We start from the raw sequence: 24,829 nt of genomic DNA on the forward strand, positions 1-24,829 counted from the left end.
TGCAAGATTTTTGCAAACTTTTTTTGAAATTTTTTTAAATCTCTACTGTCAAAATTTTGCCTTGCTTAACCACCTGTTCTCCAGCGATATAGACATCATCAACATCACTGGATTTGACTGCATAAACGAGGTGAGAGAGCATATTTTCCTGAGGTTGGAGATGGATTTTTCCTTGTGGTTGGATGACCAGAAAATCTGCCTGCTTGCCAACTTCTAGACTTCCTATCTGATCTTCCATTCCAAGAACCTTAGCACCTTCTATCGTCAGAGCTTTGAGGGCTGTTTCAATAGGAAATTGGCTCGCATCTCCACTCTTCATCTTCTGAAGGAGAGCGGCGGTCCGCCCTTCCTCAAACATATCAAGGTTGTTGTTGGAAGCAACTGAATCTGTCGCAATTCCTACTGCCACTCCTGCTTTTTGCAGTTGGATGATGGGAGCGATTCCTGAGGCCAGTTTAAGGTTACTAATAGGATTATGGGCGATAGCCACTTGAGAAGTCGCCAAGCGTTCAATTTCTCGCTCGTTTAACTCGACTCCATGAGCGAAGACAGACGGATGATCTAAGTAACCTAGTTCTTCTAGAAAGGTGAGGGGGCGTTTGCCATAGCGTTTGAGGATAATTCCTGATTCCTCCTGAGTCTCCGCTACATGGATATGGATAGGAATGTCCAGCTCTTTTGCCATATCTAAGCTTTCTTCCAGCAAGTCTTGATTACAACTGTATGGAGAATGTGGAGCTACCATAACCTTGAAATTTGGATTTTCATATCCTAAGATTTCCTCTATAATAGCACGTGTTCTGCTTATGGTCTCAGCAGTTGTCTCTGTCTCTGAAGAAAAGAGGGTCGGTGAGAAATAACAACGCATCTTAGATGCCTTGACTGCCTGATAAATTCTCTCAATATCCACACCATTGGGATTATACATATCGTTGAAGGTTGTTGTTCCTGACTGGAGCATCTCTGTCAGAGCCTGCTTGACTGCTCTTGTAGTCATATCTGCTGTAAATCCTGCTTCAGCTGGCCAGATATAGTCATTGAGCCATTCATGGAGATTGCTGTCATCTCGGATCCCTCTCAAGCCTGTCATAGCAGAATGGGTGTGGCAATTAACCAAACCAGGCATGATCCAAGCTCCTTGATAGTCTATAATCTGCTCAGCTTGATCTAAAATCTCTGGCTTCTCTTGACCGACATAGACGATTTGAGAATCCTTAACAACCAAGATACCATCCAGATGCACATGAAAAGCTTGGTCACAAGTAACGATATTTACATGCTGATAGACTTTCATTGTTTTCTCCTTCTAAGACCTTGATTTTTCTAGCTATTGTAACAAAAAAGTCACCCGAAGGCAACTTTTAGTGTCATTAAGACTTTAAATGGACAGGGATGGCTTATTCAGAGCTAAAAACTGCAGCTCGCTGCATTTGGTAATACTTGCCCTTTCTAGCCATGAGGTCCTGATGGTTACCATACTCAACAATGTCACCATCTACCAAGACAAGAATCAAATCCGCATCCTGAATGGTAGACAAGCGGTGAGCAATGATAAAGCTTGTTCGCCCCTTCATGAGTTTGGCAAAGGCGTCCTGGACCAGCACTTCTGTCCGCGTATCAATGGATGAAGTCGCCTCGTCTAAGATAAGAATCTTAGGAATAGCCAGAAAGACTCGGGCGATGGTCAAGAGCTGGGCTTGACCGACAGAGAGAGATTCTCCTGCATTTTCCAACTTGGTATCGTATCCCTGCGGCAACTGTTGGATGAAAAAATCTGCATTGGCTGCTTTGGCAGCAGCAATCACCTGCTCCCGACTGGCTTCAGGATTTCCAAAGGCAATATTGTCATGAATAGTCCCTTGCTTGAGCCAGGTTTCTTGGAGCACCATCCCAAACTGCTGTCTCAATGATGCTCGGGTATAATCGTAAATGGATCGCCCGTCTAGCAAGATATCTCCCGAGTTAATGGGATAAAAACGCATGAGGAGATTGATGAGGGTTGATTTTCCAGCACCCGTAGGACCAACAATAGCAACCTTGCTACCAGCTGGGATATCGGTGGATAAGTCCTTAATCAAGATCCTTTCAGGATTGTATCCAAAAGAAACATGTTTAAAGGAAATAGCCCCCTTCACTTGGTCACTGGTCAAGAGTTCCTTACCTGTTTCAGCAACCTCAGGACTTTCTAAGACAGCATAGACGCGCTCTGCGCAAGCGAGAGCACTTTGCAACTCGGCTAAAACAGAAGAAATATCATTAAAGGGCTTAGTGTACTGCTGAACATAGTTCAAAAAGGTCACTAAACGCCCGATGGTCAAGGAGGATCCCATCATAATACGATAAGCTCCCACTCCAGCTAAAAGCGCGTAAATGAGTGCATTTACAAAGCGAGTCGAAGGATTGACCGTTGAAGAATAAAAGATGGCTGACTGAGAATAACCTGCGTAGTTGTCATTAGCCTCGTGCAGTCTTTGGACAAACTCTGCCTGAGTATTGAAGGACTGGATAATGGTCTGCTGGCTAAGTGATTCTTCAATCAACTGAGTCTGAATCCCCCTCGTCTCTGTTTGCTTATGGAAGAGATGATAAGATTTCTTGGCAATAAAGCGTGAAATCACCATGGACAGTGGCGTCAACAGCAAGACCAAGAGGGTCATGAGGAGATGAATTTGGAGCATGGCCAGAATACTAACCAAAATCATCAAGACACCAATGAAAAATTGGTTAAAAATCATGGTCAAGCCAGCTGCCAACTGTTCTATGTCTGTGGTCACACGACTGACCATCTCTCCACTGCCTTGCCGATCCACAAAAGCAATCGGTAAACGATGGAGCTTATGAATGATTCGCTCTCGTAAATCTTTAGTATAAGAGAAGATTAGGCGATTATAAAGAAGAGGATTGGCCCATTGTACCAGTGTATTTCCTATTACCACCAAGATCATCTGGAGAAAAATCTGCCAAAAAACTGGTGATAAACCAGCCACCAGGACCTGGTCGATGACCTGCCCAATCAAGATAGGAAGATAAATTGATAAGCCAACTTGGGCAATAGTTCCTAGAAAGGCTAGGAAAAGGAGGAAGGGATGGCTTGCTAAATCTTTGGTCAAACGTGTGAGTGTTTGATTTGCAGTTTGTCGTCTCATGCTAGTCCTCCTTTCCATGTTGGGATGCATTGATTTCGCGATAGACTTGGCTAGTCTTCATCAAGTCATCGTGCTTGCCAACAGCTAGTAACTCACCTTTTTCCAAAAGGAGAATCTGGTCTGCCATCTGTAAAGTCGAGGTTCGTTGAGAGATCAAGATTAAACTTGTATTTGGCAGATTTTCTCGGATAGCTCCCAACAGCTTGGACTCGGTAATGGTGTCGAGGGCCGAAGTTGCATCATCTAGGATGAGAAACGGAGCTTGGCGCAAGACTGCTCGGGCGATAGACAACCTTTGTTTTTGTCCACCTGAGAAATTTCGTCCTCCTGCCTCAACTAGTGCGTCTAAGAGTCCTTCCTTATCACTGACAAAATCCTTAGCTTGCGCAATCTCCAAGGCCTGCCAGAGTTGCTGGTCAGACACTTCTTGATTTAAACCCAAAGTCAAGTTGGAACGAATAGTTCCTTTAAAGAGCTCGACTTTTTGAGGCACATAGGCAATCCAAGACCTCCACTGCTCCAAATTAAGAGGACTACGTCCATCTCGATAAAGGTTAATGCTTCCCTTGTCTGCTGGATAAAGACCAAGTAAGACTTGCACCAAGCTTGATTTTCCAGAACCCGTTCCCCCAATGATACCAAGGATTTGCCCTTGCTTCATATCAAAGGAAATGTCTCTCAGAGAAGGCTGGGCCGCATCAGGATAGGTAAAGGTCAATTCTTGGATTTGTAAAACCTGATTACTGATAGCTTGCTTTTGTTCTAACTCCGAATGGATATCTTCTGGAGTCTCAGCAAAGACTTCCTCGATTCGCTTAGCTGAGATATAGGATTGGTTGAGAGAATTGATCAACATAGCTAGTTTAACCAATTCCACCAAAATCTGCAAGAGGTAGTTGATAAGGGCAATGAGAGCACCTTGACTGAGTAAACCTCCTTGAATTGAAATATATCCCTGCCAGATGATGACGAGAAGAGTTCCATTAACAATCAGATAGGTCAGAGGTGTTAATAAACTAGACCAGAAACCCGTCTTTTCTTGCAATCTAGCATAAACTTGGTTAAGGGTTTGAAAAATCTGTAACTCACGTTTTTCTTGCCCAAAGGCACGAATAACCCGCATCCCTTGTAATTGCTGACGCGTTTCCTGAACCAGCTGGTCCGTTTTCTTTCTGAGATTGCTGTAAAGAGGATTGACTAGTCGAGAGAGACCGACAATGACGATTGTCAAAAAACCAACCATGACCAAAAACCAAAAAGTCAGCTCAGCTGAGATGCGATAGGCCATAAAGATTGCCCCAAAAACAATAATAGGCGCTCGCAAAAAGAGGCGCAGAAATTGATTGATACCAGTCTGAATCTGGTAGGTATCCGAAGTCAAGCGAGTGACCAAGCTAGAAGTTGTCAAACGGTCTCTGCTGTTCTTGGGTAAAGAAAGAATATGACGATAGAGGTCGTTTGTCAATTCCTTGGCAAAACCCACCGCTGCCTTAGCTGAGTAAAACTGGGCTATCAAGGCCACTACAACACCAATCACTGCAAAGACAAGGAGCAGACCAATCTGCATCCAGAGATGTCCTTGATCTGCCTGAGGTAAAGATTGGTCAACAATCCCAGCAATCACCATGGGAACCAAGAGCTCAAAAACAGCTTCTAGTAACTTGAACAAGGGGGCTAAAACCGATTCTTTGATATAGGGTTTGAAGTAAGATAGTAAGTGTTTCATAGATCCCTTCTATTCTTATTCTGGAAATGAAGAAAGTGGGAAGCGCCCACCCTCTCTGTTTTATTTGTTTAAGTATGGCAATAAATAGCCGTATCCTGCTTCTTCCATCTCATCCTTGGCTACAAAACGCAAGGAAGCTGAATTGATACAGTAACGGAGGCCACCTAACTCACGAGGTCAATCTGTGAAAACATGACCCAAGTGAGCATTGCCTGAACGAGAACGAACCTCGATTCGCTCCATGCCATGGCTCAAGTCCTTGTAGTAGTGAATCAATTCCTTGGAAATTGGACGACTAAAACTTGGCCAACCACAACCTGAAGCGAACTTATCCTTGGCGAAAAAGAGTGGTTCACCCGTCGTGATGTCTACATAAATTCCTTCTTCAAAGGTTTGATCATAGGCATTACTAAATGGCGCCTCTGTAGCAGCTTCTTGGGTGACACGATAAGACTCTTCGGATAAACTTTCCTTTAACACTTCTTGACTAGGCTTTTCATAATTTGATGCATCAACTAATGGCTTCTCCGCATCGGTCACATTGATATGACAGTAACCTGAAGGATTCTTCTTAAGATAGTCTTGGTGGTAGTCTTCCGCCAGAATGTAGTGGCGGAGTTTTTCAACCTCCACTGCAATTTTACGACCTAGCATGCGTTCCTGCTCCTGCACCACAGTGTAGATAGCTGGCAAATCTGCTTCATCTTGGTAATAAATCCCAGTACGATATTGACGACCACGGTCATTCCCTTGCTGGTTGATAGATAAAGGGTCAATGACACGGAAATAATAAAGTAAAATTTCTCTAAGTGACACTGCTTTCTCATCGTAAATCACTTGAACCGTTTCTGCATGGTCTGTTTCCTTAAGTAGCTGGTAATTGGTCGTTTCGACTTGGCCATTAGCGTAGCCGACACTGGTAGCTAGCACTCCCGAAATTCGGGAAAAATATTCCTCTAAGCTCCAAAAACAACCACCTGCTAGATAAATTTCTGCCATCTTCGTTTCTCCTCTATCAAGTTTTTAACTAGACTTCTTTTCAAAAAAAGGACAGGAAGCCCTCTAGTCGAGACTTTCCCCATCCTGTCTTTTATTTCTTTATTTTGCTTGGACACGGACACCTTGGGTATCCACTTTCAAATCATGAAGTTTGCCTTTGAAAGACTGCTTTTGCAATTCCGCCTTAATCGCCGGCATCTTGTCATGAGAAGCCAAGACCATAACTGTTGGCCCAGCGCCAGAAAGATAGGTTGCATAAGCACCATTCTCTTTAGCTACCTGCTTAATCGTTGCAAATTCACGAACCAGACTTTGACGATAGCGCTCGTGGAAAAGGTCTCCCTCAATCGCTTGGCCAGCAGTCACCATGTCTCCTGCCAACAAGGCCGCAACAGCAACATTTGCGATAGAACTAGCTGCAACTGCTTCCTTGTAGGACAATTTTTTAGGCAAGACACCGCGGCTGTCTCGAGTACGCAATTCATAGTTTGGAATGTAGGCTAGGAAATCACACTCTGGGAAGTCTGCTACGATAGCAGAGACTTGCCCTTCAACGGAACTTGCAATAACGAGTTTACCATAAATGGCTGGAGCCACATTGTCAGGATGTCCTTCGATCTTGGTCGCCAACTGCAACTTTTCATGGTCAGATAAGTTGAGATTGCCCAGTTGGTTGGCGAGTTCAATCCCAGCAACGATAACCGAGCTAGAAGAACCCAAACCACGCGCTAGGGGAACATCACTGGTCATTTTCAAGCGTCTCGGTTGTAAGTCTGGCGCAATTTGCAAGGCAATTTTAAGCAAAAGATTACGCTCGTCATGGGGAATCCATTTGCCAATCTGGTGTTCAATCAACCACTCATCTCGTTCTTCACAGACCTCAATTTGAAGATACTTGGTTACAGCTACACCGACCGAATCAAAACCTGGCCCGATATTGGCACTTGTTGCAGGTACAATAATCTTCATCCTAGTCTCCTAACACCCTGAAGGTATTCAAGAGGTCAAATTCTGAAGCTTTGGCCAACTCAGCTGAAACATTCTCAAGTTGTGCTTTATTAATCTTATGAGTGATAATCACTACACGCGCCTTGTCACCCTCTTTGCCATCTTGTAGGATTTGCTTGAAGGAAATATCTTGAGCGTTGAAAATCTCAGCCAATTTCAAGACCTGACCTTTTGAGTCTGGAGCCAAGATTGAGAAATAGTAATTAGCTTTGACATCTTCTGGATTTGCCAAAACCAAGTCACGGCTGTATTCGTTGAAGTCTTTACCAATGGTACCATCATTCAAGCGACGAACGATACGGACAATATCCGCTACAACACTTGTTGCAGTTGGTTTTTGACCAGCACCTGGTCCGTAGTACATCGATTCACCGATACCGATAGACTCCACAAAAACTGCGTTCATTACCCCATTCACACTGGCAAGTGGGTGCGCTTTAGGTAGGAAGGTTGGAGTTACTTCTGCAGCAATACCTGAAGGAGTTTCCTCGATAGAACCAACCAATTTCACTACATAACCCAGGTCTTGGGCTACAGCTACGTCTTCTGGTGTAATGTTGCGGATTCCCTTGTGGGCAACATCGTCAAAGGCAACCTTCATACCAAAAGCAAATTGGCTCAAAATCACCATCTTATAAGCTGCGTCAATCCCATCCACGTCATTTGTTGGGTCACTTTCTGCAAATCCAAGTCTTTGAGCTTCAGCCAGAGCATCATCATAAGACCAGCCTTCTTCGACCATTTTGGTCATCATAAAGTTAGAAGTTCCGTTAACGACACCAAGAACGCGCGTGATTTTATCAGAAGCCAATGAATTTGCCAAGGTACGAAGAATCGGAATCCCACCAGCAACTGCTGCTTCGTAGTAGAGTGCCACATTGTTCTCTTTAGCGATTTCTAACAATTCTGCACCATGGACAGCCAAAAGGTCCTTGTTAGCAGTAACAACGTGTTTTCCAGCTTCTAAGGCACGAGTGATAAAGGTTTTAGCTGGTTCGATACGCCCCATCAATTCCACTACGATAGTAATGTCCTTGTCTGATAAAATATCGTCTACATTGGTTACAAAGTTAAAGTCATTCCCTGCTGCAAGTAAGCGGTTCTTCTCATCTTCATCCTTAACCAATACCTTGGCTACTTCAATCTCTGAATGAGCTGACTGGATGATTTTTTCTCCGTTTTCCTTTAGGAGGAATGGTACACCACTTGCAACGGTACCAAATCCAAGTAAAGCAATTTTAACTGTCATGTTTGTCTCCTCGAAATTTTCTAATATAGCCATTATAACAGAATTTTTCGAAAATTCCTATCCAAGAAAACCACTATTTATAGATAGAAAAGAAAAAACGAATCATGGGATTCGTCTTTTCTGATAAGTAAAAATTGATTTCTAAAAACTATGAATTAACTTTTTGAAGACCGAGCACAGCGTCGTGATTAATCAAGATGCGACCATACTCTTGTAAGACCGAACGACTGATATCACTGTCGTCTGCGAATTCACGCATACGAGCCAAGAGCCAGGCTGGGTATGGACTTGGATGATTTTCAATATCGACTAAAATTGTCAAATAATAGTGCCCATTCATCTTATAGAGTTCAGATGTTTCCATCTGGTAGTTAACCGTCTTTGAAAAAGCAACTAAGTCAGCAAGGCTTGCAAAGCGCAGGATATAGTAGATATAAGGTTCTTTCTTATTCTCCGTCTCCTTTTCTGTTTGCTCTTGCTCTTCTTCCTTTGCTTCGACCTGCTCTAGAGATTGGATAGCTTCAATATCATCCTTGGTCTTTTCTGCGATACTCTTTTCCAAGGTTTTGAGAAATTCGTCCGGCGACATTTGGGCCAATTCTTCCATGTCAGGTAGGTCCGCCAAATCTTCAAAATCTAGGTTTTGGTCAATCTTAGACTTGGTCACAAAGACATCGACCTTATCTGGTTTTGGCGTCACACGAAAACTGAGCATGCCACTATCCAAGAAATTGTCGGGCATCTCTAACTCATCTAAAATAGCATAGAAAAACTCTTCGGTTTTTTCCTGAGGAACGAGAAAGTCTGCAATCTCCATTCCCCGATCCATCAAATCATCTAAAGTCATCGTGATTTTCAGTGTTGTATCACTAATTTGTTTCATCTTCATATCTAGTAACCTCATACTTTCAGTCTATCTATTATACTAGATTTTTAGGATTTTATCAAAAGAATGAAGCTGGAATGTGATATAATACTAGAGATAATGTTACATTTAAGAAAGAAAGTTCAATGAAAAATATAAAAGTTAATGCATTGGCTAGCTTGCTGGTCAATATCCTCAATATCGTTTTTCCGCTGATAACCAACCCTTATCTGACGCGGATTCTCAGCAAATCCAACTACGGTTACTTCAATACCGCTAATACCTGGGCCAGCTTTGTCATTCCACTAGCTGCCTTTGGTATTTACAACTACGGGATTCGTGCTATCAGTAAGGTTAAGGACGACAAGAATAAAATCAACTATGTCTTTTCTAAGCTGTTTTATATTTCTGTTTTCACATCTCTTCTGACGACTGGTATCTACTTCCTCTTTATCTTCTTTGACACCAGCATTGAGAACCTTAAAGTCCTTTACTACATCCTAGGAGCTCAGGCACTCTTCCAATTCCTCAATATCGAATGGATGAATGAGGCCTATGAAAACTATGCCTTTATCCTTTACAAGACATTGATTATTCGGATTACCATGCTGGTCGCCATCTTTGCCTTTGTCAAAACTGCTGATGATATTGTTCCCTACGCTATCGTCATGACAGCGACAACTATCCTCAACTACCTCCTTAGTTTTCTTTGGATCAAGAGAGAAGTTTCCTTTGTCAAAATTGGTTTCATCGAGTTAGCTAAGGCTTCTAAACCACTCTTTACTATGCTTCTCTTGGCAAATGCCAATATGCTTTATACCTTGCTAGATAGAATGTTTATCACCAAGGGACCAGATGAAAACTATATTTCTTATTATACAATTGCCTATAGCATCGTTATGCTGATTGCAGGTGTCTTAAGTGGAGCTATCAGTGTCAGCATTCCACGTCTCGGCTACTACCTCGGGAAAAAGGATTACAATTCTTATAATTATCTTGTAAATCAAGCGGCATCATTATTCTATTTTCTCATGATTCCAACTAGTTTTGGGATTATGATTTTGGGAAAGTACGCAACGGTTATCTACTCTTCTGAAAAGTATCTTGAGGCAGGTATCGTGACCAGCGTCTTCGCCTTTCGAACCATTATCTGGGCTATTGAATTGATTCTTGGTAAGCAAATTATCTTTATCAATGACCACGAGAACCGCTTGACTGCTTTCTACTTTGCTGGTGGTGGAGCAAATCTCCTCTTCAACTGTATCTTGTATATCAATAATATTTTTGCCCCTGAGTATTATATTGCTACTACCATTATTGCGGAAGCCATCGTTGTCCTCTTAGAAATTCATTTTATTAGGAAACACCAACTAATCAATTTAAAAGAAATTTTTGTAACCTTAACACGTTATGGTCTCATATCCCTTGGATTTATCCCGATCTTCTATATTTTCAAGATGATTTTCCAAATCAGTTCCTATACGGTGAACCTCAACATGATCCTCATGGTTCTCTCTACCATAGCTACTTGTGGAATCTACTATCTCTTAACACTCTTTCTCACTAAGGATAAAACACTTCACTATGCACTGAACCTAGTACTAGCTAAGATCAAAAGAAACTAAAAGAATACCCTACTGATAAACGCTCGTTTATCAGTAGGGTGTTTCTTTTATTCTTTTTCTTTCTTGCCAGAAGTATTGGCTTCTAGATTTGAATCTTGTTTTGGCTGTTCAGCAATAGAGGAATTAGCTTCTTGCTTCTTCTCTGACTGATCTACTTCGCCATTTACAGCAGCAACAGCCTGTCTCCAAATGCCTTCCTCGTTTACCTTATAACCATCCGGTGTGGTGGCATTTTTCAACAAGGAACCATCTGTTTGGAAATAGTACCAATTACCATCAAGTCGTTTCCAACCGGTCTGCATAGCTCCTGATTCATCAAAGTAATAATGATCACCATTTACTTTATGAAGGCCAACCAACATGATACCATCTTCAGGATTGAGATAATACCAGATTCCTTTATCCTTTATCCAACCTGTTTTCATAGCTCCATTTGCTTCAAAGTAACGATAATGATTATCAAACCATTTCCAGCCTGTTTGCATGGCTCCTGATGCACTAAAGTAATATTGCTTACCATCTACTTGTTGGAAACCGACCAGCATGATACCTTCCTGAGATTCAAGGTAATACCATTTCTCATTATCCTTAAACCAACCAGTCTTCATAGCCCCTGAGTCAGCGTAGTAATGCCAGTGTTTATCAAGCCATTGCCAGCCTGTTTGCATGGCACCGCTGGTATTCAAATAGTAGCGCGTACCATTGATTTCTTGTTTCCCGGTCTGCATAATACCATCTTGATTTAGGTAATACCATTTCTCATTATCCTTAATCCAGCCAGTTTTCATAGCTCCTGAGTTCGCATAGTAATACCAATTGTTCTCTAGCCATTTCCAGCCAGTTTGCATTGCACCACTAGCATTCAAATAGTAACGAACACCATTTATATCTTGTTTTCCAGTGAGCATGATACCATCTTTGTCCAGATAATACCAAGTATCTTGATCCTTGATCCAGCCAGTTTGCATGGCGCCTGAGTTCGCAAAATAGTTCCAGTGACCATCAATAAAGGCCCAACCCGTTTGCATGACACCTTCTTGATTAAAGTAGTAAGTGGTTCCGTTGATATTCTTTTTACCGACAGTCCGTAATCCATCCTCATCATAGAAATACCAATCTGAGTCAATCTTTTGCCAAGTTGAAGGATTACCTGCTGTTTGGAGTGCACCACTTTCGCTAAAGAACATCTTCTTGCCATTAAAGAATTGATTTCCTGTTAGCATCTTTCCATCTGCTGCAAAGAGATATTTCTTCCCTCCAATTTCAGAAAGCTCACTAAATCGTCTAGCACCATTTGATTGGATATAATACCAATGACCATCCAGCTTGAACCAACCACCAGTTTGCATTTTACCATTTGGGTTCAAATAGTAATCGTTCCCTTTGGCATTTTCTCCCCAGTCGTCGTTAAGGTGAAGCCAGCGACCTGCTTGCATTTGTCCTTTTCCATTAAAGAAGTAAGTGGCTCCGCCAATCTCTTTCCAACCGATAGCCATTTCCCCGTCACTTAAACGATATTTCCAGTAGCCACCTTCTTGATACCATTTTTCATCAACTACAGGGATGTCCGGGAAGAGATTAGAAACATTGGCAAATCCGCTATCACTAATATCAAAAACGGTAGCATCTTGAGTTTGACTAGAAGCTCTGAGAACTTGAATATTTTTCTTTTGGAGATATTCTCTGGTTGAAGCAACATTAATATCACCACCAGTTGTCTGAATAATCATCTTTGGAGATAGGTTTTCAAGAAAATTAATCGTATTTGAAATTGTCGCATCATAATGATGATTCCATTTCATCATATCAACCTTGCCGATAACTGGGCCTAACTTATCTTCCGCTCCTTCGGCATTATCCAAATCTCCACCAAGGTAGATTCTCTTTCCTGCCACAGTCACCACTGAAACGATAGAGTTGGAGTTATCATCTAGAACTTTTTTCAGATTCCCCTCAGCATCATATTCATTCTTATAATTATAGAGTTGGATATCCATATCACCTAATTTAAAGTGACTATCCTCGTCTGTAATATTCTGAATAAGAGTAACTCCTCGTTTGTGTGCGGTTCTCAAAGCATTATCATAATTGAAAAGATTATCCCAGAGTCCCCAGTGTGAGGTAATCCGTTCATCTGAATATTTTTTTAAATAAAACTTATCAACTTGATAACGATTGAGTATTTCATCTGCTCCGCCGATATGGTCACTATGTACATGGGTTCCCAAAATAAAATCTAATTTTTTAACACCAATCTGATCAAGATGGCGAATCAAACGGTCTTCCAAGACTTGATAATTTCTCATGGAAATTCCCCAGCGGCTTGGATAGCGTGGGTCACTTCCATCAGGAAAGTCATAATCTTCCCCCATATCAATCAAAGCATAATGACCATTACTTTCCAGAAGGATAGCATCACTCCCAGATTTTGCTTTAGTATTTATGAAATGGATACGGTTGCCTGAACCAGCAGTAATGGTGTCTGCATTAACTTGTTGTGATAAACCAATCAACACAAAAAGAAAAGCAAATAAACTATAACTGACTGATTTAACTAATCTTTTATTCTTCATCTTGAACACTCCTTTCTCGATGAAAACAATCTCTTACTAATCAATCCAATAATTCTTATCAGTTCCTGGAACCTGCTGTTCAACAGGTGGTGGAGTCATATAGTCTGCTCCAAATTCGTAGACAAGAATTTCATGGTATTTTCTCGGAGCCTTCACTACGATGTTTTCGTATGGCATATCAATCAGATCATAGAGCCATTCTTTTTTGATTCCCTCTGGAAAGCTTGGATCAAATATCGTACAGGTAAGATCTGTAGCTTGATTTACACTATATTTCAAAGCAAGGTTCTCTAATTTTTGATTCCAAGTTTGTGGAGAACTTAAGCGAAAAATAGCTGACCCAATATAGCGAGGCAGATTTTTTATCCCCCCATTTTCTGATTTAATTCCTTTGAAATTCAAAGAAGAAAGGCGGACAAAGTGTTTATAGAGCTTCATTTTCTTACAATCACTTTCCTCCGTCACGACACCATCGTATGGAAAAATGTCAACGCAAGTTCCCAATACGACTGTCGGGTCCAAAAGATTTGCATCTCTACGTGTTCTAATATCATGAACACGCATATAACTGTACGGATAGCCTTTTGTTTCTCTAAATGAAATCAATTTGTAGTAGGGATGATTCTCATTTTTTAAAACCTTATAAAGCTTTTCAAATTCATCTCGCGCCAAGGAAATATCCGTATCATCATCCCAAGGGATAAATCCTTTATGGCGGACAGCTCCTAGTAAGGTTCCAAAATCAATAAAATATTTAATCTGATGCTGTTCACATAATTCATGTAGATACTTTAAAATATCCAACTCCACTTGTTTTATTTCTTCAAGACTTAAAACTCTCTCAGACATACGTTTTATTCTCCTAATTTCGACTAATTTTTTAAACGATTTCTAACTGCGATTTGCTTACTTAGAACTTTTAGTGATTTTCCACAGTTTGAAATCGTGGTGAGATACTCTTTGTTCAAGAGGGGGCAATTGCATGTAATCTCCATAGTCAGAGGTCAAAATTTCATGGTAGTGTTTTGGAATCATAAATTCCTTACCTTCAAATGTTCCCACAATCACTTGTTCTAACCACTCACGTTTCCAAACTGGCTTATTCATATCCTTGTAAATCAAATAGTCAACTTGCTCGTAGTCAGCAACTGCTCTAGATTTAGCAAGCTCATCAATTTGCTCAACATACTTATTCGTATTTGTGAAATAGAAAATGACAACAGAAATATAACGAATCAAAGAATTCAGTAGACTTTTCGTGTTGGTAATTCCTTTAAAAGTGTAACAACTTAATTGACGTTTCTTTATCAGTTTCGTCATTTTATTTTTAAAGTCCGCATCATCTTCATAACCATCTACAGGGAAAATATCCACATAGATTCCCATATTGGAATCAATTCGTACATCTTCTTCCAACAAGTAGGTATGGTTATCCTGCACTTTCATAAAAGGATAGACATAGTTGAGATTATTTTTATGAGACATGACCTCGTAACGCTCATCAGGGTTAGCGATAAGGTAATCTTGCAACTTTTCATAATCTTCTCTTAGCATGCAGATGTCCATGTCATCATCCCAAGGAATAAAACCTTTATGGCGAACCGCACCAATTAGACTTCCATATGCTAGGAAATACTTGACACCAATTTTCTGACAAACCTCATGAATGTACTCCATGATTCCAAGTTCCATCTGTTGAATTTCATTGACATCTGTTACTTCTTGGTACCGAACTCCTTCATCTCGTTTGCAGACTACGAGTCCATAGCCAATCGCTAGCCAGAAGATGATATTAATAAAGTTGGTTGAATACATAATCTGACTTTCAAATAATTGACCAAACAAGATACCGAAGAAAAGAATCATGATCAATTTATCAGTATTTTTCTTGGAAACAATCAAATACGTTAAAAAGCGCTTGATGACATAAGCCAGTATAAGAAGGAAGGATACCAAGCCTAGAACTCCCGAACTGACAAATATGGTTACAAAAATATTATGGAAATTCCCACCGATAAGGGAATTTTGAATCTCAAATTTACTGAAATATTCTGTGTAATAATCTGGGACATTACGTACACCGTAACCAAAAATTGGTTTGGCACTTCCCATCTTGATGGCATTTTTCCAGATATAGGTTCTACCACTTGGTGTTGTTTCAATTAGATGGAGTTCACCGTTCTTCTTGGTAACAGACGAATCTGTCTCAGCGTAGGACTGTCCTTTATTTAAGTCAAAAACAGTCGCAGTTTCAGATGAGATATAAATTGAAGTTGCATAGCTTAATCCAATGTTGGTAGCAGTAACCAGCGAACCAGCAACAATAAAAGTAAGAAATCGTTTAATGAGACTTCCTCTAGTAGCAAAGAAACTATAAAGTCCAATCATAAGGAGTAAAGAAAGTAAGGCTCCTCGACTTTGCATAGTAGCAAAGTATACTAATTGAATCACATTGTTCAGTTTAAGATATACAGAATATTTACTTCCTTTATGGATCAGATACATAGCCAAAATAATGCTAATGTATGAAAATATCGCACTAGCATTAGGATTGACAATCCCCCACAGACGTCCATTCATGACACCATAATAATAAGATTGCTCGCCAATTTTAAATAGGATAAGGACTCTACTTATCAATAAACCAAACGCAAAAATTGCTGAAGAAAAAGATACAATTTGAACCGTATAGGCAATCCAGTCAAATAATTTTTTAAGTTGCCCCGATTGTAACATGGTAAATAATAAAACATAGGTTACCATGAAAAGGATTTCAATCACATTTCCAATCAAATGTCCAGAGCGATTGAATACTGCCGATAGCAGATGACTCCCAGATAACAAGCCAAATAAGGCCAAAAACTTTCGATCTACTGTAATCTGTTTCCACTTAAACAACAATGTGTAGCAAATATAAAGTACAACAATCGCTGACAATCCCTTATAGATTGGATTTGCTACCTTATAAACCAGTGAACTCATACTTAAAATCGAAATAAAAACAAATAGATATGCAATCCATAGTTTTGATTTTTCAAAGTATTCATCCATTTTTGAAAAATTCATTTTCAACTCCTTTTTATGATATTTAGTTTCTTAATCCAACAATTTTCTTATAAATCCATGGAGAAAAGACAAGTGATAGAACTGCTATCTTGCGAAATGTAGTGAAATAAGCATCCTTCCAAATTTCGTGTCGATGCTGAACAATCCAAGTCCTCAGCTCGGCTTTCTCCTTTTGATACTGTTCAGATGAAGTAAAGATAATTTTATCGTAAACTGTGATGTATGACCAACATTCTCTATTTTTTAATTCAGGTTTTAAATCAGGAAAGACTTGTGATACTTTAGCGATTATGTGCTTATAAACGTCTATCGTGTCAAATACATGCTGATTAACAGATGTTGTCGCACTTCCCTCACGATGATCATAATAATAAATTGGTTTGTCAATAAATACGCTACTGCATCTTGTCTCCAGTAGCAATTCAGTTAAGAACAAGGCATCTTCAGCTAGATGATAGCTTGTATTAAATTTTTTATCCGCCAGTAGGTCTCTCTTGAACAGTTTTGCGACAGGAAAAAATGACGTTCTGGTAGTCATCAGTAGTTCCTTCATGGTTTCTTCTGTTGACCAGAGTTCTGTTTTTCCAGAATGAGGAGGTAAATCTGTCACAATTCCATTTTTGATATGGTGTAGAGGAGCGATTGTAAATCCTACGGATTCCTTATCATCAACTGCACCAATCAAGATTTCCAGATACTCTTTAGTAACAAAATCATCGCTATCAATAAAGGTAACCCAAGAACCCGTCGCTAGCTGAATTCCCATATTTCTAGCATTTGAAACACCAGCATTTTCTATATGATAAACCTTGATATTCTCATACTGAGATGCTAAGTGATCACAGATCTGTCCACTGGAATCGGTAGAGCCATCATTGATCAGAATTAGTTCAAAATTGGTATAAGTTTGATGAAGAATTGACTCCACACATCGTTCCAGATAGGCTTCTACATTGTAGACTGGAACGATAACGCTAATTTTTTCTCCCATCATGCCCCATATTCTCCCTTGTACTCTGTGTAACTCTTGTCCATGTCTGCTATAATGGCATCATGATGCGGTACTTGCTTGTCTGCTGGTGGCGGTGTCATATAATCCCCAAAAGCAGTGCTGAGATAGGCATCATAACCGACTGGGATGGGCATCTCAGTTCCTTCAAATGGCAAGAAGAGATTACCTTCAAAGGATGCGATTGGGTATTTGTTTCGCATATAGCCAGGACCTGAGCATAATTCCGTGATTCCATCGCTCTCAGCTAGATTGTACTTGGTCATTTCTTTCTCAGCTTTTTTCCAAATGCGATAGCGTAGAGATTTGGGAGTCAAACCGAGTAAGATACGACTTCCCCATTTCATGACTGCACCATGCTTTTCTGGGATAGTTTGGGCGCAAAAAAGGGAATAAATCAAGGCCCAGCGAACCTGTTTCTTACGCTCAGCTGGATTTTTAGGATAATAATCTAAAGGCAAAACGTCCAAAGCCAAACCATGTGGCAAATCCAAATCCTGCTGATAAGGCTTGATACAAGTTGTTTCTTTATCACGAATAGTAATAAAAAGGTTACGGTCTACGAAATCCTTGTGACTTTTTGATAAGAAATAGCGCTCATCTGCATAACGAGGCCATAGTTCTGCCAACTTTTCATAGTCCTTGCGAGGCATGAAAAAATCTAGGTCATCATCCCAAGGAATGAAGCCCTTGTTACGAAGGGCGCCGATAGCACCCCCACCACAGAGATAGCACAACAAATCATGTTCTTTACAAAATGCGACGAAATATTCAGCCATTTCCAGACTACGAGCCTGAATCGCTTTCAAATCACTCATGTCTCTCCTCTTCTGTCCAATAACGAGTTATATCGTTTTATTATACCATAAAAAAGCCTTAAAAATCCATCAGATACCGTAAAAAATCAAAGCCCAATCCACCCTTTTCACCAGTGAATGAAGCTTTGATTTTCATTTATCTACCTCTTATCTCATTCCCATTTGGGCGAGTTTAGTCCGGTATTTGTTCTGGTCGACAAGTAGACCTTGTCCTCCATAGACATCGTAAGCATCTACCCAATCGCCAAGTTCTGGCACTGTCAATCTTTCAATACCATTCTGTGCACCTTCGATAACTGACAAACCATTGGTCAGCAGGAAGGTATAAGGTAGATTGGTTGAGGTCATTCCAAAGACCTTTCCAAGTGCCTCTGATCCTGTAAAGAGTTTGGTTGGATCTTTGATTTGCTCAAGAACAGCTGACATGACTTGCTGCTGACGTTTGGTACGACCATAGTCTCCTTCATCATCATCACGGAAACGAGCGTAGTTGAGCAAGGTCGAGCCATTCATCTGCTGTTTCCCAACTTTAATAGTTTGAGTTGGTGATTCCGTTTCTGTTGCATGTAGGTCATCTCCAACTGTAGCTTCTGTTAAAGGCTGGCCATTTAACGTTGAAAACTTAGCGTCTATAGTCACCCCATCAGGAAATAGCGTATCAATAGCAGTTGCAAACGCTTGGAAATCTACTAGGGCATAGTACTTAATGTCCAAATCAAAGTTATCTTTTAAAACCTTGCGGACCATTTCTGCCCCTTTTTGCCCTTCTTGTTCCCCGAGTTCATAGGCAACATTTAGTTTATTATCCGTTTGTTTCTTGCCATTCACAATCTGGCTGTAGCCATCAATATAGACTAGGTTGTCACGCATGAAGCTGACTAGCTTGATTTTCTTATCCGAACCACTAACATTCAACACCATAATCGTGTCTGTGCGAGTTTCTGCACTGTTTTGACCAATACGGCCATCTGTCCCCATGATTAGGATATTCACCCCGTCTTTAGTATCTTGGCCATTAAACACCTGTACTTGTGCCGCTTTTGCATCAGCTGGCTTATTGCTAGTAGTTGCAGACTGGAAACCTCGAAGGAACATAATAATCATGCCCGCAGCCACACAGGTTACCAACAGTAAAAGCCAAATTAGAACTCGTTTAAAAAATCTTCTTGGTTTCTTCTTTTTCACTTTTGGAGGAGAGGAAAATTTCTGATGTCTATTCGAGCGACTTTGATTGGAATACTGTGGAATCCCAATGTCCTTCCCTAGATTTTTTTCCCTTTCAACTTCATTAGAGGGAAATCCACCGTCCATTTTTCTTTTTAAATAGTCAAATTCTCTCTTTTCTCTGTCATTTAGGTAATGAATATTCTTAAAAAGGTAGTCATAGCGTAACTGCTCATGATGACTTAAAGGGCTTTCTTTGCTCATAGGCTCTCCTTTCCTAGGTCCTTTATGGTGAAAATAGGGTAGGTTCCCAGTATCTTGTACTGGATTCCAATTGCTTCTAGTTCTTGTCTGGCAAAATGAACCAGCTCTTTATCACTATACTCTACATCAATAATGAAAAAGTATTCTCCCAAGGCTGTTTTAAGGGGGCGACTTTCAATCTTTGTTAAGTCAATCCCTCTCCAAGCAAAGGTCGAAAGTGCCTTGTAAAGAGCACCGGGAAGATTGTCCGGTAAGGTTAAGGCCAAACTCATTTTTTCAGTTTGTGATTGCAAGGGGATAGTGGGAATCTCAGGCCCTAAAACCCAAAAACGAGTGAAATTAGCTTCCATTTCTTGGATATCTTCTGCTATCAATTCCAAACCATACTCTCTAGCTGAGTTTCTAGGGGCGATAGCTGCAAAAGGCTGGTCTGGATGTTCAGCGATAAAGCGGGCTGCATAGGCTGTGCTTGCCGTCACTTCAAGCTTGGCTTCTGGATAATGCTCCTCTATGAATTTCTTTCCCTGAGCCAGAGCCTGAGGATGAGAAAAAATCTTCTCAATTTTTGACTGACCTGGAACTGCCATCAACTGCTGATGAATGGGCTGAACGATTTCTGCAACTGCTTGGATGCGAGCCTGATGAAAAAGGTAATCCAAGCTTTCATGGACACTACCTTCAATGGAGTTTTCAACTGGTACCACAGAATAATCCACCAAGCCCTGTTCATAGGCCTTAATAACATCTGTGATATTGGCAAAAGCCTGCAATTCCTCTTTGGGAAAGGCTGTCTGCACAACATGATGCGAAAAAGATCCCTTGGGACCTAGATAGGCAATTTTCATCTCAGTTCCTCTATAATTTCCTCTGGGCTTAGCTTGGTCACATCCAGAACCCGACTGGCTACTTCCTCATACCAAGTCTGTCTTTCTTGAAAAATACTGGCTAATTCTTTCTTGCTTTTGTTAAGAAAGAGCGGGCGCTGATTGCCCTTATCAGTTGCGATACGTTGGTAGAGGGTTTCAAAATCTGCTTTTAGATAAATGTTATCAGGATTGGTCTTGAGCAAGTCACGATTTCGCTGAGAAATAACAACTCCTCCGCCAGTTGACACAACTCGGTCCGTTTTTAGTAAATCAGCTAGAACTTCTGACTCCACCTGACGAAAGGCTTCTTCTCCATTTTCAGCGAAAAAATCCGCAATGGACATTCCCAAACGTTCCTCGATTAAGGCATCCATATCGATGTAGTCTGGATCCAAACGTCTAGCGATTGTCGACTTGCCTGCCCCCATAAATCCGAGTAATACCTTAGCCATGAATCAAGCTCTCCAAATCATTAAAGAAGCTAGGATAGCTGGTATTGATGGCTTCAGCACGGTCAAGTTCCACTTCTCCATCTGCAACCAAGAGGGCTGCGATGGCTGTCATCATTCCGATACGATGGTCACCAAACGTATTGACTCTCGCACCATGAAGGGTTGATTTCCCTTTGATAATCATCCCGTCTGCTGTAGGAGTGATATCCGCCCCCATGCTATTTAAAGCATCTGCCACCACCTGAATGCGGTCAGTTTCCTTGACCTTGAGTTCCTCAGCATCCTTAATGACCGTTACACCTTGCGCTTGGGTCGCTAGAAGGGCAATAATCGGCAACTCATCAATCAATCGTGGAATCAAGGCTCCACCAATTTCCGTTCCTTTCAGATTTGAAGTTTCAACCGTCAGAGTTGCGGATTTAGCGACTGGATCGATTTCTGTCATTTCCAATTTTCCACCCATAGCGCGAATGACATCAATAATGCCCGTACGCGTTTCATTGATGCCCACATTCTTAAGCACAAGGCAAGAGTTTGGAACAATCAAACCTGCGACCAACCAAAAGGCTGCACTGGAAATATCACCAGGAACAACCACCTTTTGTCCTGTTAGCTTTTGCGGACCGTTAACTGTGATTGTTTTACCATCCACACTTAAATGGCCACCAAATTGCTGAAGCATATCTTCGGTGTGGTTACGAGTACATTCTTTCTCGATAATAACGGACTCCCCCTGAGCCTGTAAGGCTGCAAATATCAGGGCTGACTTGACTTGGGCAGAGGCGATTGGCAACTCATAGTGAATTGGTGTTAGGTTTTTAGTACCTTTTAAGTGCAGAGGAGGCAAATCTCGCTCTGTTTGACCAGAAATGCTGACTCCCATTTTTTTCAAGGGAAGGGTCACACGATCCATAGGGCGTTTGGAAAGACTGTCATCTCCAAACATCTCTACTTCGAAGTCTGCTCCAGCAAGTACACCTGAGATCAGGCGAATCGAGGTTCCAGAATTCCCCATATCCAAGGCGTTCTGCGGAGCTTTCAAGCCATCCATACCTACACCTTGAATCGTAATCACACCGTCTTTATCTTCTATTTCAACACCAAGGTCACGAAAAACTTGAATAGTCGAAAGAACATCCTCTCCACGCAGAATATCATAAACCTTGGTCTCGCCCTCAGCCAAACTTCCAAAGATAATCGAACGATGGCTGATGGACTTATCACCTGGAACCCGGATACTGCCATGTAAGTGGCAAATGTTTGTTTTTAGTTTCATAGTTGACCTCATACTTGCAATACTTTTCTTATTTTATCACAAAAAAGCCAGAAATTCCTGAAATTTCTGGCTTTTATACAGATAAAATACTATTTCAATAATTCTGAAACAGGTTCAAAGACAATTTTTTCAATGTCTGAAAGGTAAATAGACAACTGTTGCTGTTTGGCAAAGAAGTCCGACAAGAGGGCATTCCCTTGAATGAGATTGCTGAAAGACTGCATCTTTTCTTGGAAAGAGGCGTCTGGCATTTGTCCCGTTTGCGCCATGACTTGGATTTCTTGCTGGAAGGCGATATAGTCTGCAAAAATCTTGCTAGCTTGTTCATCAGCTTGGATGGCATCTTTGGCTGCCTTAACCGCCTTGTATTCTGGTAATTCGCGTAAGCCGCGACTGAGTTCATTTGCAGTATCGTAAATATTTGACATGATTTTCTCCTTATTTGATGACGACTGTGTAGTCCGTATTTTCTGAAATTAAGCGCTCAGCACGTTCTAAATCTTGAGCATTTTTAAAGGAAATTTGTAGAATCCCGTGAACATCCTCACGGTTTTCCTCATTGATGTGGATATTAACCAAAGAAGTTCCTCTTAGCAATTCCAAAATCCGCAAGATGACATCTTCTTCATCGGGAACATCGACATAGAGGTCGTAAGAGCTATCCACACCACCACGTTTATGGATTTCCATAGCCTGACGTTGATCACGCGCTTGGTTGAAAAAGTTCCAAATCTGCTCTTCTTCCCCCTTGCTAATAGCCTGACCAATCCCATCTAAGCGTTCCTTGAAATCCTCAATCCGCTCTAGGATGGTCTCACGATTGGACAAGAGAATAGAAGTCCACATACCCGGCTCACTCTCCGCAATCCGAGTCATATCTCGAAAACCACCCGCCGCAAAGCGTCTTGCCATCTCATGTTCCTGAGCATAGATTGCTGTCTGCTCCATGAGACTAGAAGCCAGAATATGTGGAAAATGGCTAATCTGAGAAGTCACCTGATCATGCTCCTTGGCATCAATCTCGATAAAACGAGCATGAAGGCCTGAAAGCAAGTCCTTCATTTCCTCAAGTGTGTCAGGACTTGTCAGGCTCGAAGGTGTGAAGATATAGTAGGCATTTTCAAAAAGATTGACATCGGCAGAGGAAGCCCCTGTCTTGTGGCTACCAGCCATGGGATGGGCCCCAACAAAGCGAACAGGCTTGCCAGCCAAATACTGCTCCGCTGCATCCACAATGGCTGACTTGGTCGAGCCAGCATCCGAGATAATGACGCCTTCTTTCAAGTCTAAGTTTGCCAGCACCTTAATAAAAGCAATGGTCTGTTTGATTGGCAAGGTCAGAATGATGATATCTGCCAGAGGAGCAAAACTGGCAAAATCATCCGTTGCACGGTCAATCATTCCTCGCTCCAAGGCGATATCTCTCGAAGCTTGACTGCGATTGTAACCCAAAATTTCATAATCCGGATGATCGCGCTTGATACCGAGCGCCATCGAAGCACCAATCAAACCGAGACCTGCGATATAGATGGTTTTTGCCATAAGGACTCCTTAATAGTTCTTTGTATAGTCTCGGTGTTTAGCTACCGCTTCTTTTAATTCCTCTAGATTGTCCGATGAGAATTTTTCAAGAATTTCCTGTGCCAAAACTGTTGCCACAACAGCCTCCATGACTACCCCAGCTGCTGGAAGAGCGGTCGGATCACTTCTCTCCACGGTTGCCTTGTAAGGTTCGTGAGTCTCGATATCCACACTCATAAGTGGTTTGTAGAGAGTAGGAATGGGTTTCATGACTCCACGAACAACGATGGGTTGCCCATTAGTCATACCACCTTCAAAACCGCCTAGATTATTGGTACGGCGGGTATAACCGTCTTCTTTAGACCAGAGAATTTCGTCCATGACTTGGCTGCCTTTACGGTAACCAGCTTCAAACCCAAGACCAAATTCCACCCCTTTAAAGGCATTGATAGATACAACTGCCTGAGCCAATCGCGCATCCAATTTTCGGTCCCATTGAACATAGGAACCGAGGCCGACTGGTACGCCTCCGACGACTGTCTCCACAACCCCACCGATGGTATCACCATCACGCTTGATTTGGTCAATATAGTCCTTGATTTCCTGTTCCCGTTCTTGATTAACAATAGAAACTTCAGACTGGGCAGCTCGTTCCTTAATCTCCGCAACAGTCAGATTTTCAGGTACATCGATTTCCTTGCCACCAAAGACCACGACATGATTAGCAATCTCCATATCCAGTTCAGCCAAGAGGCGTTTGGCTACTGCTCCCACTGCCACTCGCATAGTTGTTTCACGGGCAGATGAGCGCTCCAAAGAATTTCGCAAATCGTCAAAACGGTACTTGATGCCCCCAACCAAATCAGCATGACCTGGGCGAGGATGAGTGATTTTTCGTTTGCTTTTAAGGCGGTCTTCAATGTCCTCTGCAGACATGATATCCAGCCATTTTTGGTGGTCCTTATTGATAACATCCATGGTAATGGGAGCCCCAGTCGTCTTCCCGTGGCGAACGCCAGAAGTAAAGACAATCTGATCACTCTCAATCTTCATACGACCACCACGACCGTAGCCACCCTGACGGCGTTTAAGGTCCTCATTGATACCCTCTGCTGTCAAAGGTAGTCCAGCTGGAATTCCCTCGATAATTGCCGTCAGACGCGGACCGTGTGATTCTCCTGCAGTTAAATATCTCATACGTT

19 protein-coding genes and 1 pseudogene are annotated in these 24,829 nt (G+C 41.5%); 1 reads left to right on the plus strand and 19 read right to left on the minus strand.

Features of this window, described 5'->3' with window-relative positions; genetic code table 11:
• Positions 1-34: 34 nt before the first annotated feature.
• The 7 genes and pseudogenes from BLS46_RS03680 to mecA form a co-directional block, all read right to left on the minus strand.
• Entirely contained in the window at positions 35-1,294 is a 1,260-nt protein-coding gene (locus BLS46_RS03680; RefSeq protein ID WP_093585690.1) for a TRZ/ATZ family protein, read from the minus strand.
• Between the two features lie 103 nt (positions 1,295-1,397).
• Entirely contained in the window at positions 1,398-3,146 is a 1,749-nt protein-coding gene (locus BLS46_RS03685) for an ABC transporter ATP-binding protein (RefSeq protein ID WP_093585692.1), read from the minus strand.
• Position 3,147: 1 nt separating this feature from the next.
• Positions 3,148-4,872, minus strand: coding sequence for an ABC transporter ATP-binding protein (locus tag BLS46_RS03690; protein WP_093585694.1), 1,725 nt, complete (start codon positions 4,870-4,872; stop codon positions 3,148-3,150).
• A gap of 60 nt (positions 4,873-4,932) precedes the next feature.
• Positions 4,933-5,871: pseudogene (gene msrB / locus BLS46_RS03695) on the minus strand (peptide-methionine (R)-S-oxide reductase MsrB).
• A 99-nt stretch (positions 5,872-5,970) separates the two neighbouring features.
• Positions 5,971-6,840 (minus strand): homoserine kinase, encoded by an 870-nt coding sequence (gene thrB / locus BLS46_RS03700; protein ID WP_093585696.1) that lies wholly within the window; start codon positions 6,838-6,840, stop codon positions 5,971-5,973.
• A gap of 1 nt (position 6,841) precedes the next feature.
• Positions 6,842-8,128 carry a homoserine dehydrogenase gene (locus BLS46_RS03705; protein ID WP_093585698.1) on the minus strand — a complete coding sequence of 429 codons (1,287 nt, stop codon included), beginning with the start codon at positions 8,126-8,128 and terminating at the stop codon, positions 6,842-6,844.
• Between the two features lie 148 nt (positions 8,129-8,276).
• Positions 8,277-9,017 (minus strand): adaptor protein MecA, encoded by a 741-nt coding sequence (gene mecA / locus BLS46_RS03710; protein ID WP_093585700.1) that lies wholly within the window; start codon positions 9,015-9,017, stop codon positions 8,277-8,279.
• A 122-nt stretch (positions 9,018-9,139) separates the two neighbouring features.
• Here mecA and BLS46_RS03715 point away from each other — a divergent pair, with 122 nt between their 5' ends.
• Positions 9,140-10,618, plus strand: coding sequence for an oligosaccharide flippase family protein (locus BLS46_RS03715; protein WP_038805442.1), 1,479 nt, complete (start codon positions 9,140-9,142; stop codon positions 10,616-10,618).
• Between the two features lie 47 nt (positions 10,619-10,665).
• On the opposite strand, the gene BLS46_RS03720 is transcribed toward BLS46_RS03715, so the two are convergent.
• The 12 genes from BLS46_RS03720 to aroC all read right to left on the minus strand — a co-directional run bounded on the left by BLS46_RS03720 (position 10,666) and on the right by aroC (position 24,824).
• The gene (locus BLS46_RS03720; RefSeq protein ID WP_093585702.1) at positions 10,666-13,191 is read right to left on the minus strand and encodes an MBL fold metallo-hydrolase; all 2,526 of its coding nucleotides are present in this window, start codon (positions 13,189-13,191) and stop codon (positions 10,666-10,668) included.
• Between the two features lie 36 nt (positions 13,192-13,227).
• Positions 13,228-14,040, minus strand: a complete 813-nt coding sequence (locus BLS46_RS03725; RefSeq protein WP_093585704.1) for a LicD family protein — start codon at positions 14,038-14,040, stop codon at positions 13,228-13,230.
• 57 nt (positions 14,041-14,097) lie between these two features.
• On the minus strand, positions 14,098-16,257 hold the full coding sequence (locus tag BLS46_RS03730) for a LicD family protein (protein WP_093585706.1): 2,160 nt from the start codon (positions 16,255-16,257) through the stop codon (positions 14,098-14,100).
• A 22-nt stretch (positions 16,258-16,279) separates the two neighbouring features.
• Positions 16,280-17,251, minus strand: coding sequence for a glycosyltransferase family 2 protein (locus BLS46_RS03735; RefSeq protein WP_093585708.1), 972 nt, complete (start codon positions 17,249-17,251; stop codon positions 16,280-16,282).
• Positions 17,248-18,084 carry a LicD family protein gene (locus tag BLS46_RS03740; RefSeq protein ID WP_093585710.1) on the minus strand — a complete coding sequence of 279 codons (837 nt, stop codon included), beginning with the start codon at positions 18,082-18,084 and terminating at the stop codon, positions 17,248-17,250. Before BLS46_RS03740 ends, BLS46_RS03735 begins: the two co-directional genes overlap by 4 nt.
• 147 nt (positions 18,085-18,231) lie before the next feature.
• Entirely contained in the window at positions 18,232-19,512 is a 1,281-nt protein-coding gene (locus tag BLS46_RS03745) for an LCP family protein (protein WP_093585712.1), read from the minus strand.
• On the minus strand, positions 19,509-20,357 hold the full coding sequence (pheA, locus tag BLS46_RS03750) for a prephenate dehydratase (protein WP_093585714.1): 849 nt from the start codon (positions 20,355-20,357) through the stop codon (positions 19,509-19,511). The genes BLS46_RS03745 and pheA overlap by 4 nt, the downstream gene beginning before the upstream one ends.
• Positions 20,354-20,830 (minus strand): shikimate kinase, encoded by a 477-nt coding sequence (locus BLS46_RS03755; protein WP_093585716.1) that lies wholly within the window; start codon positions 20,828-20,830, stop codon positions 20,354-20,356. The genes pheA and BLS46_RS03755 overlap by 4 nt, the downstream gene beginning before the upstream one ends.
• Complete coding sequence (aroA, locus tag BLS46_RS03760) at positions 20,823-22,106, minus strand: 3-phosphoshikimate 1-carboxyvinyltransferase (RefSeq protein WP_093585718.1); 1,284 nt, start codon at positions 22,104-22,106, stop codon at positions 20,823-20,825. The genes BLS46_RS03755 and aroA overlap by 8 nt, the downstream gene beginning before the upstream one ends.
• 89 nt (positions 22,107-22,195) lie before the next feature.
• Positions 22,196-22,534: a YlbF/YmcA family competence regulator gene (locus BLS46_RS03765; protein WP_093585720.1), complete on the minus strand. Its 339-nt coding sequence runs from the start codon at positions 22,532-22,534 to the stop codon at positions 22,196-22,198.
• Between the two features lie 10 nt (positions 22,535-22,544).
• Entirely contained in the window at positions 22,545-23,648 is a 1,104-nt protein-coding gene (locus tag BLS46_RS03770) for a prephenate dehydrogenase (RefSeq protein ID WP_093585722.1), read from the minus strand.
• 9 nt (positions 23,649-23,657) lie between these two features.
• Positions 23,658-24,824, minus strand: coding sequence for a chorismate synthase (gene aroC / locus BLS46_RS03775; protein ID WP_093585724.1), 1,167 nt, complete (start codon positions 24,822-24,824; stop codon positions 23,658-23,660).
• Positions 24,825-24,829: the final 5 nt, after the last annotated feature.

Origin of the sequence: Streptococcus sp. NLAE-zl-C503 (assembly GCF_900104285.1) — a bacterium.
GTDB lineage: Bacteria > Bacillota > Bacilli > Lactobacillales > Streptococcaceae > Streptococcus.

What these genes read in the sequence shown, in the direction of transcription:
- BLS46_RS03690 (WP_093585694.1), bottom strand. Translation starts at nt 4,872, where the DNA reads ATGAAACACTTACTATCTTACTTCAAACCCTATATCAAAGAATCGGTT.
- aroA (WP_093585718.1), bottom strand. Translation starts at nt 22,106, where the DNA reads ATGAAACTAAAAACAAACATTTGCCACTTACATGGCAGTATCCGGGTT.
- BLS46_RS03765 (WP_093585720.1), bottom strand. Translation starts at nt 22,534, where the DNA reads ATGTCAAATATTTACGATACTGCAAATGAACTCAGTCGCGGCTTACGC.
- BLS46_RS03755 (WP_093585716.1), bottom strand. Translation starts at nt 20,830, where the DNA reads ATGGCTAAGGTATTACTCGGATTTATGGGGGCAGGCAAGTCGACAATC.
- aroC (WP_093585724.1), bottom strand. Translation starts at nt 24,824, where the DNA reads ATGAGATATTTAACTGCAGGAGAATCACACGGTCCGCGTCTGACGGCA.
- BLS46_RS03725 (WP_093585704.1), bottom strand. Translation starts at nt 14,040, where the DNA reads ATGTCTGAGAGAGTTTTAAGTCTTGAAGAAATAAAACAAGTGGAGTTG.
- pheA (WP_093585714.1), bottom strand. Translation starts at nt 20,357, where the DNA reads ATGAAAATTGCCTATCTAGGTCCCAAGGGATCTTTTTCGCATCATGTT.
- BLS46_RS03740 (WP_093585710.1), bottom strand. Translation starts at nt 18,084, where the DNA reads ATGAGTGATTTGAAAGCGATTCAGGCTCGTAGTCTGGAAATGGCTGAA.
- BLS46_RS03685 (WP_093585692.1), bottom strand. Translation starts at nt 3,146, where the DNA reads ATGAGACGACAAACTGCAAATCAAACACTCACACGTTTGACCAAAGAT.
- BLS46_RS03770 (WP_093585722.1), bottom strand. Translation starts at nt 23,648, where the DNA reads ATGGCAAAAACCATCTATATCGCAGGTCTCGGTTTGATTGGTGCTTCG.
- BLS46_RS03705 (WP_093585698.1), bottom strand. Translation starts at nt 8,128, where the DNA reads ATGACAGTTAAAATTGCTTTACTTGGATTTGGTACCGTTGCAAGTGGT.
- BLS46_RS03735 (WP_093585708.1), bottom strand. Translation starts at nt 17,251, where the DNA reads ATGATGGGAGAAAAAATTAGCGTTATCGTTCCAGTCTACAATGTAGAA.
- BLS46_RS03715 (WP_038805442.1), top strand. Translation starts at nt 9,140, where the DNA reads ATGAAAAATATAAAAGTTAATGCATTGGCTAGCTTGCTGGTCAATATC.
- thrB (WP_093585696.1), bottom strand. Translation starts at nt 6,840, where the DNA reads ATGAAGATTATTGTACCTGCAACAAGTGCCAATATCGGGCCAGGTTTT.
- BLS46_RS03720 (WP_093585702.1), bottom strand. Translation starts at nt 13,191, where the DNA reads ATGAAGAATAAAAGATTAGTTAAATCAGTCAGTTATAGTTTATTTGCT.
- mecA (WP_093585700.1), bottom strand. Translation starts at nt 9,017, where the DNA reads ATGAAGATGAAACAAATTAGTGATACAACACTGAAAATCACGATGACT.
- BLS46_RS03730 (WP_093585706.1), bottom strand. Translation starts at nt 16,257, where the DNA reads ATGAATTTTTCAAAAATGGATGAATACTTTGAAAAATCAAAACTATGG.
- BLS46_RS03745 (WP_093585712.1), bottom strand. Translation starts at nt 19,512, where the DNA reads ATGAGCAAAGAAAGCCCTTTAAGTCATCATGAGCAGTTACGCTATGAC.
- BLS46_RS03680 (WP_093585690.1), bottom strand. Translation starts at nt 1,294, where the DNA reads ATGAAAGTCTATCAGCATGTAAATATCGTTACTTGTGACCAAGCTTTT.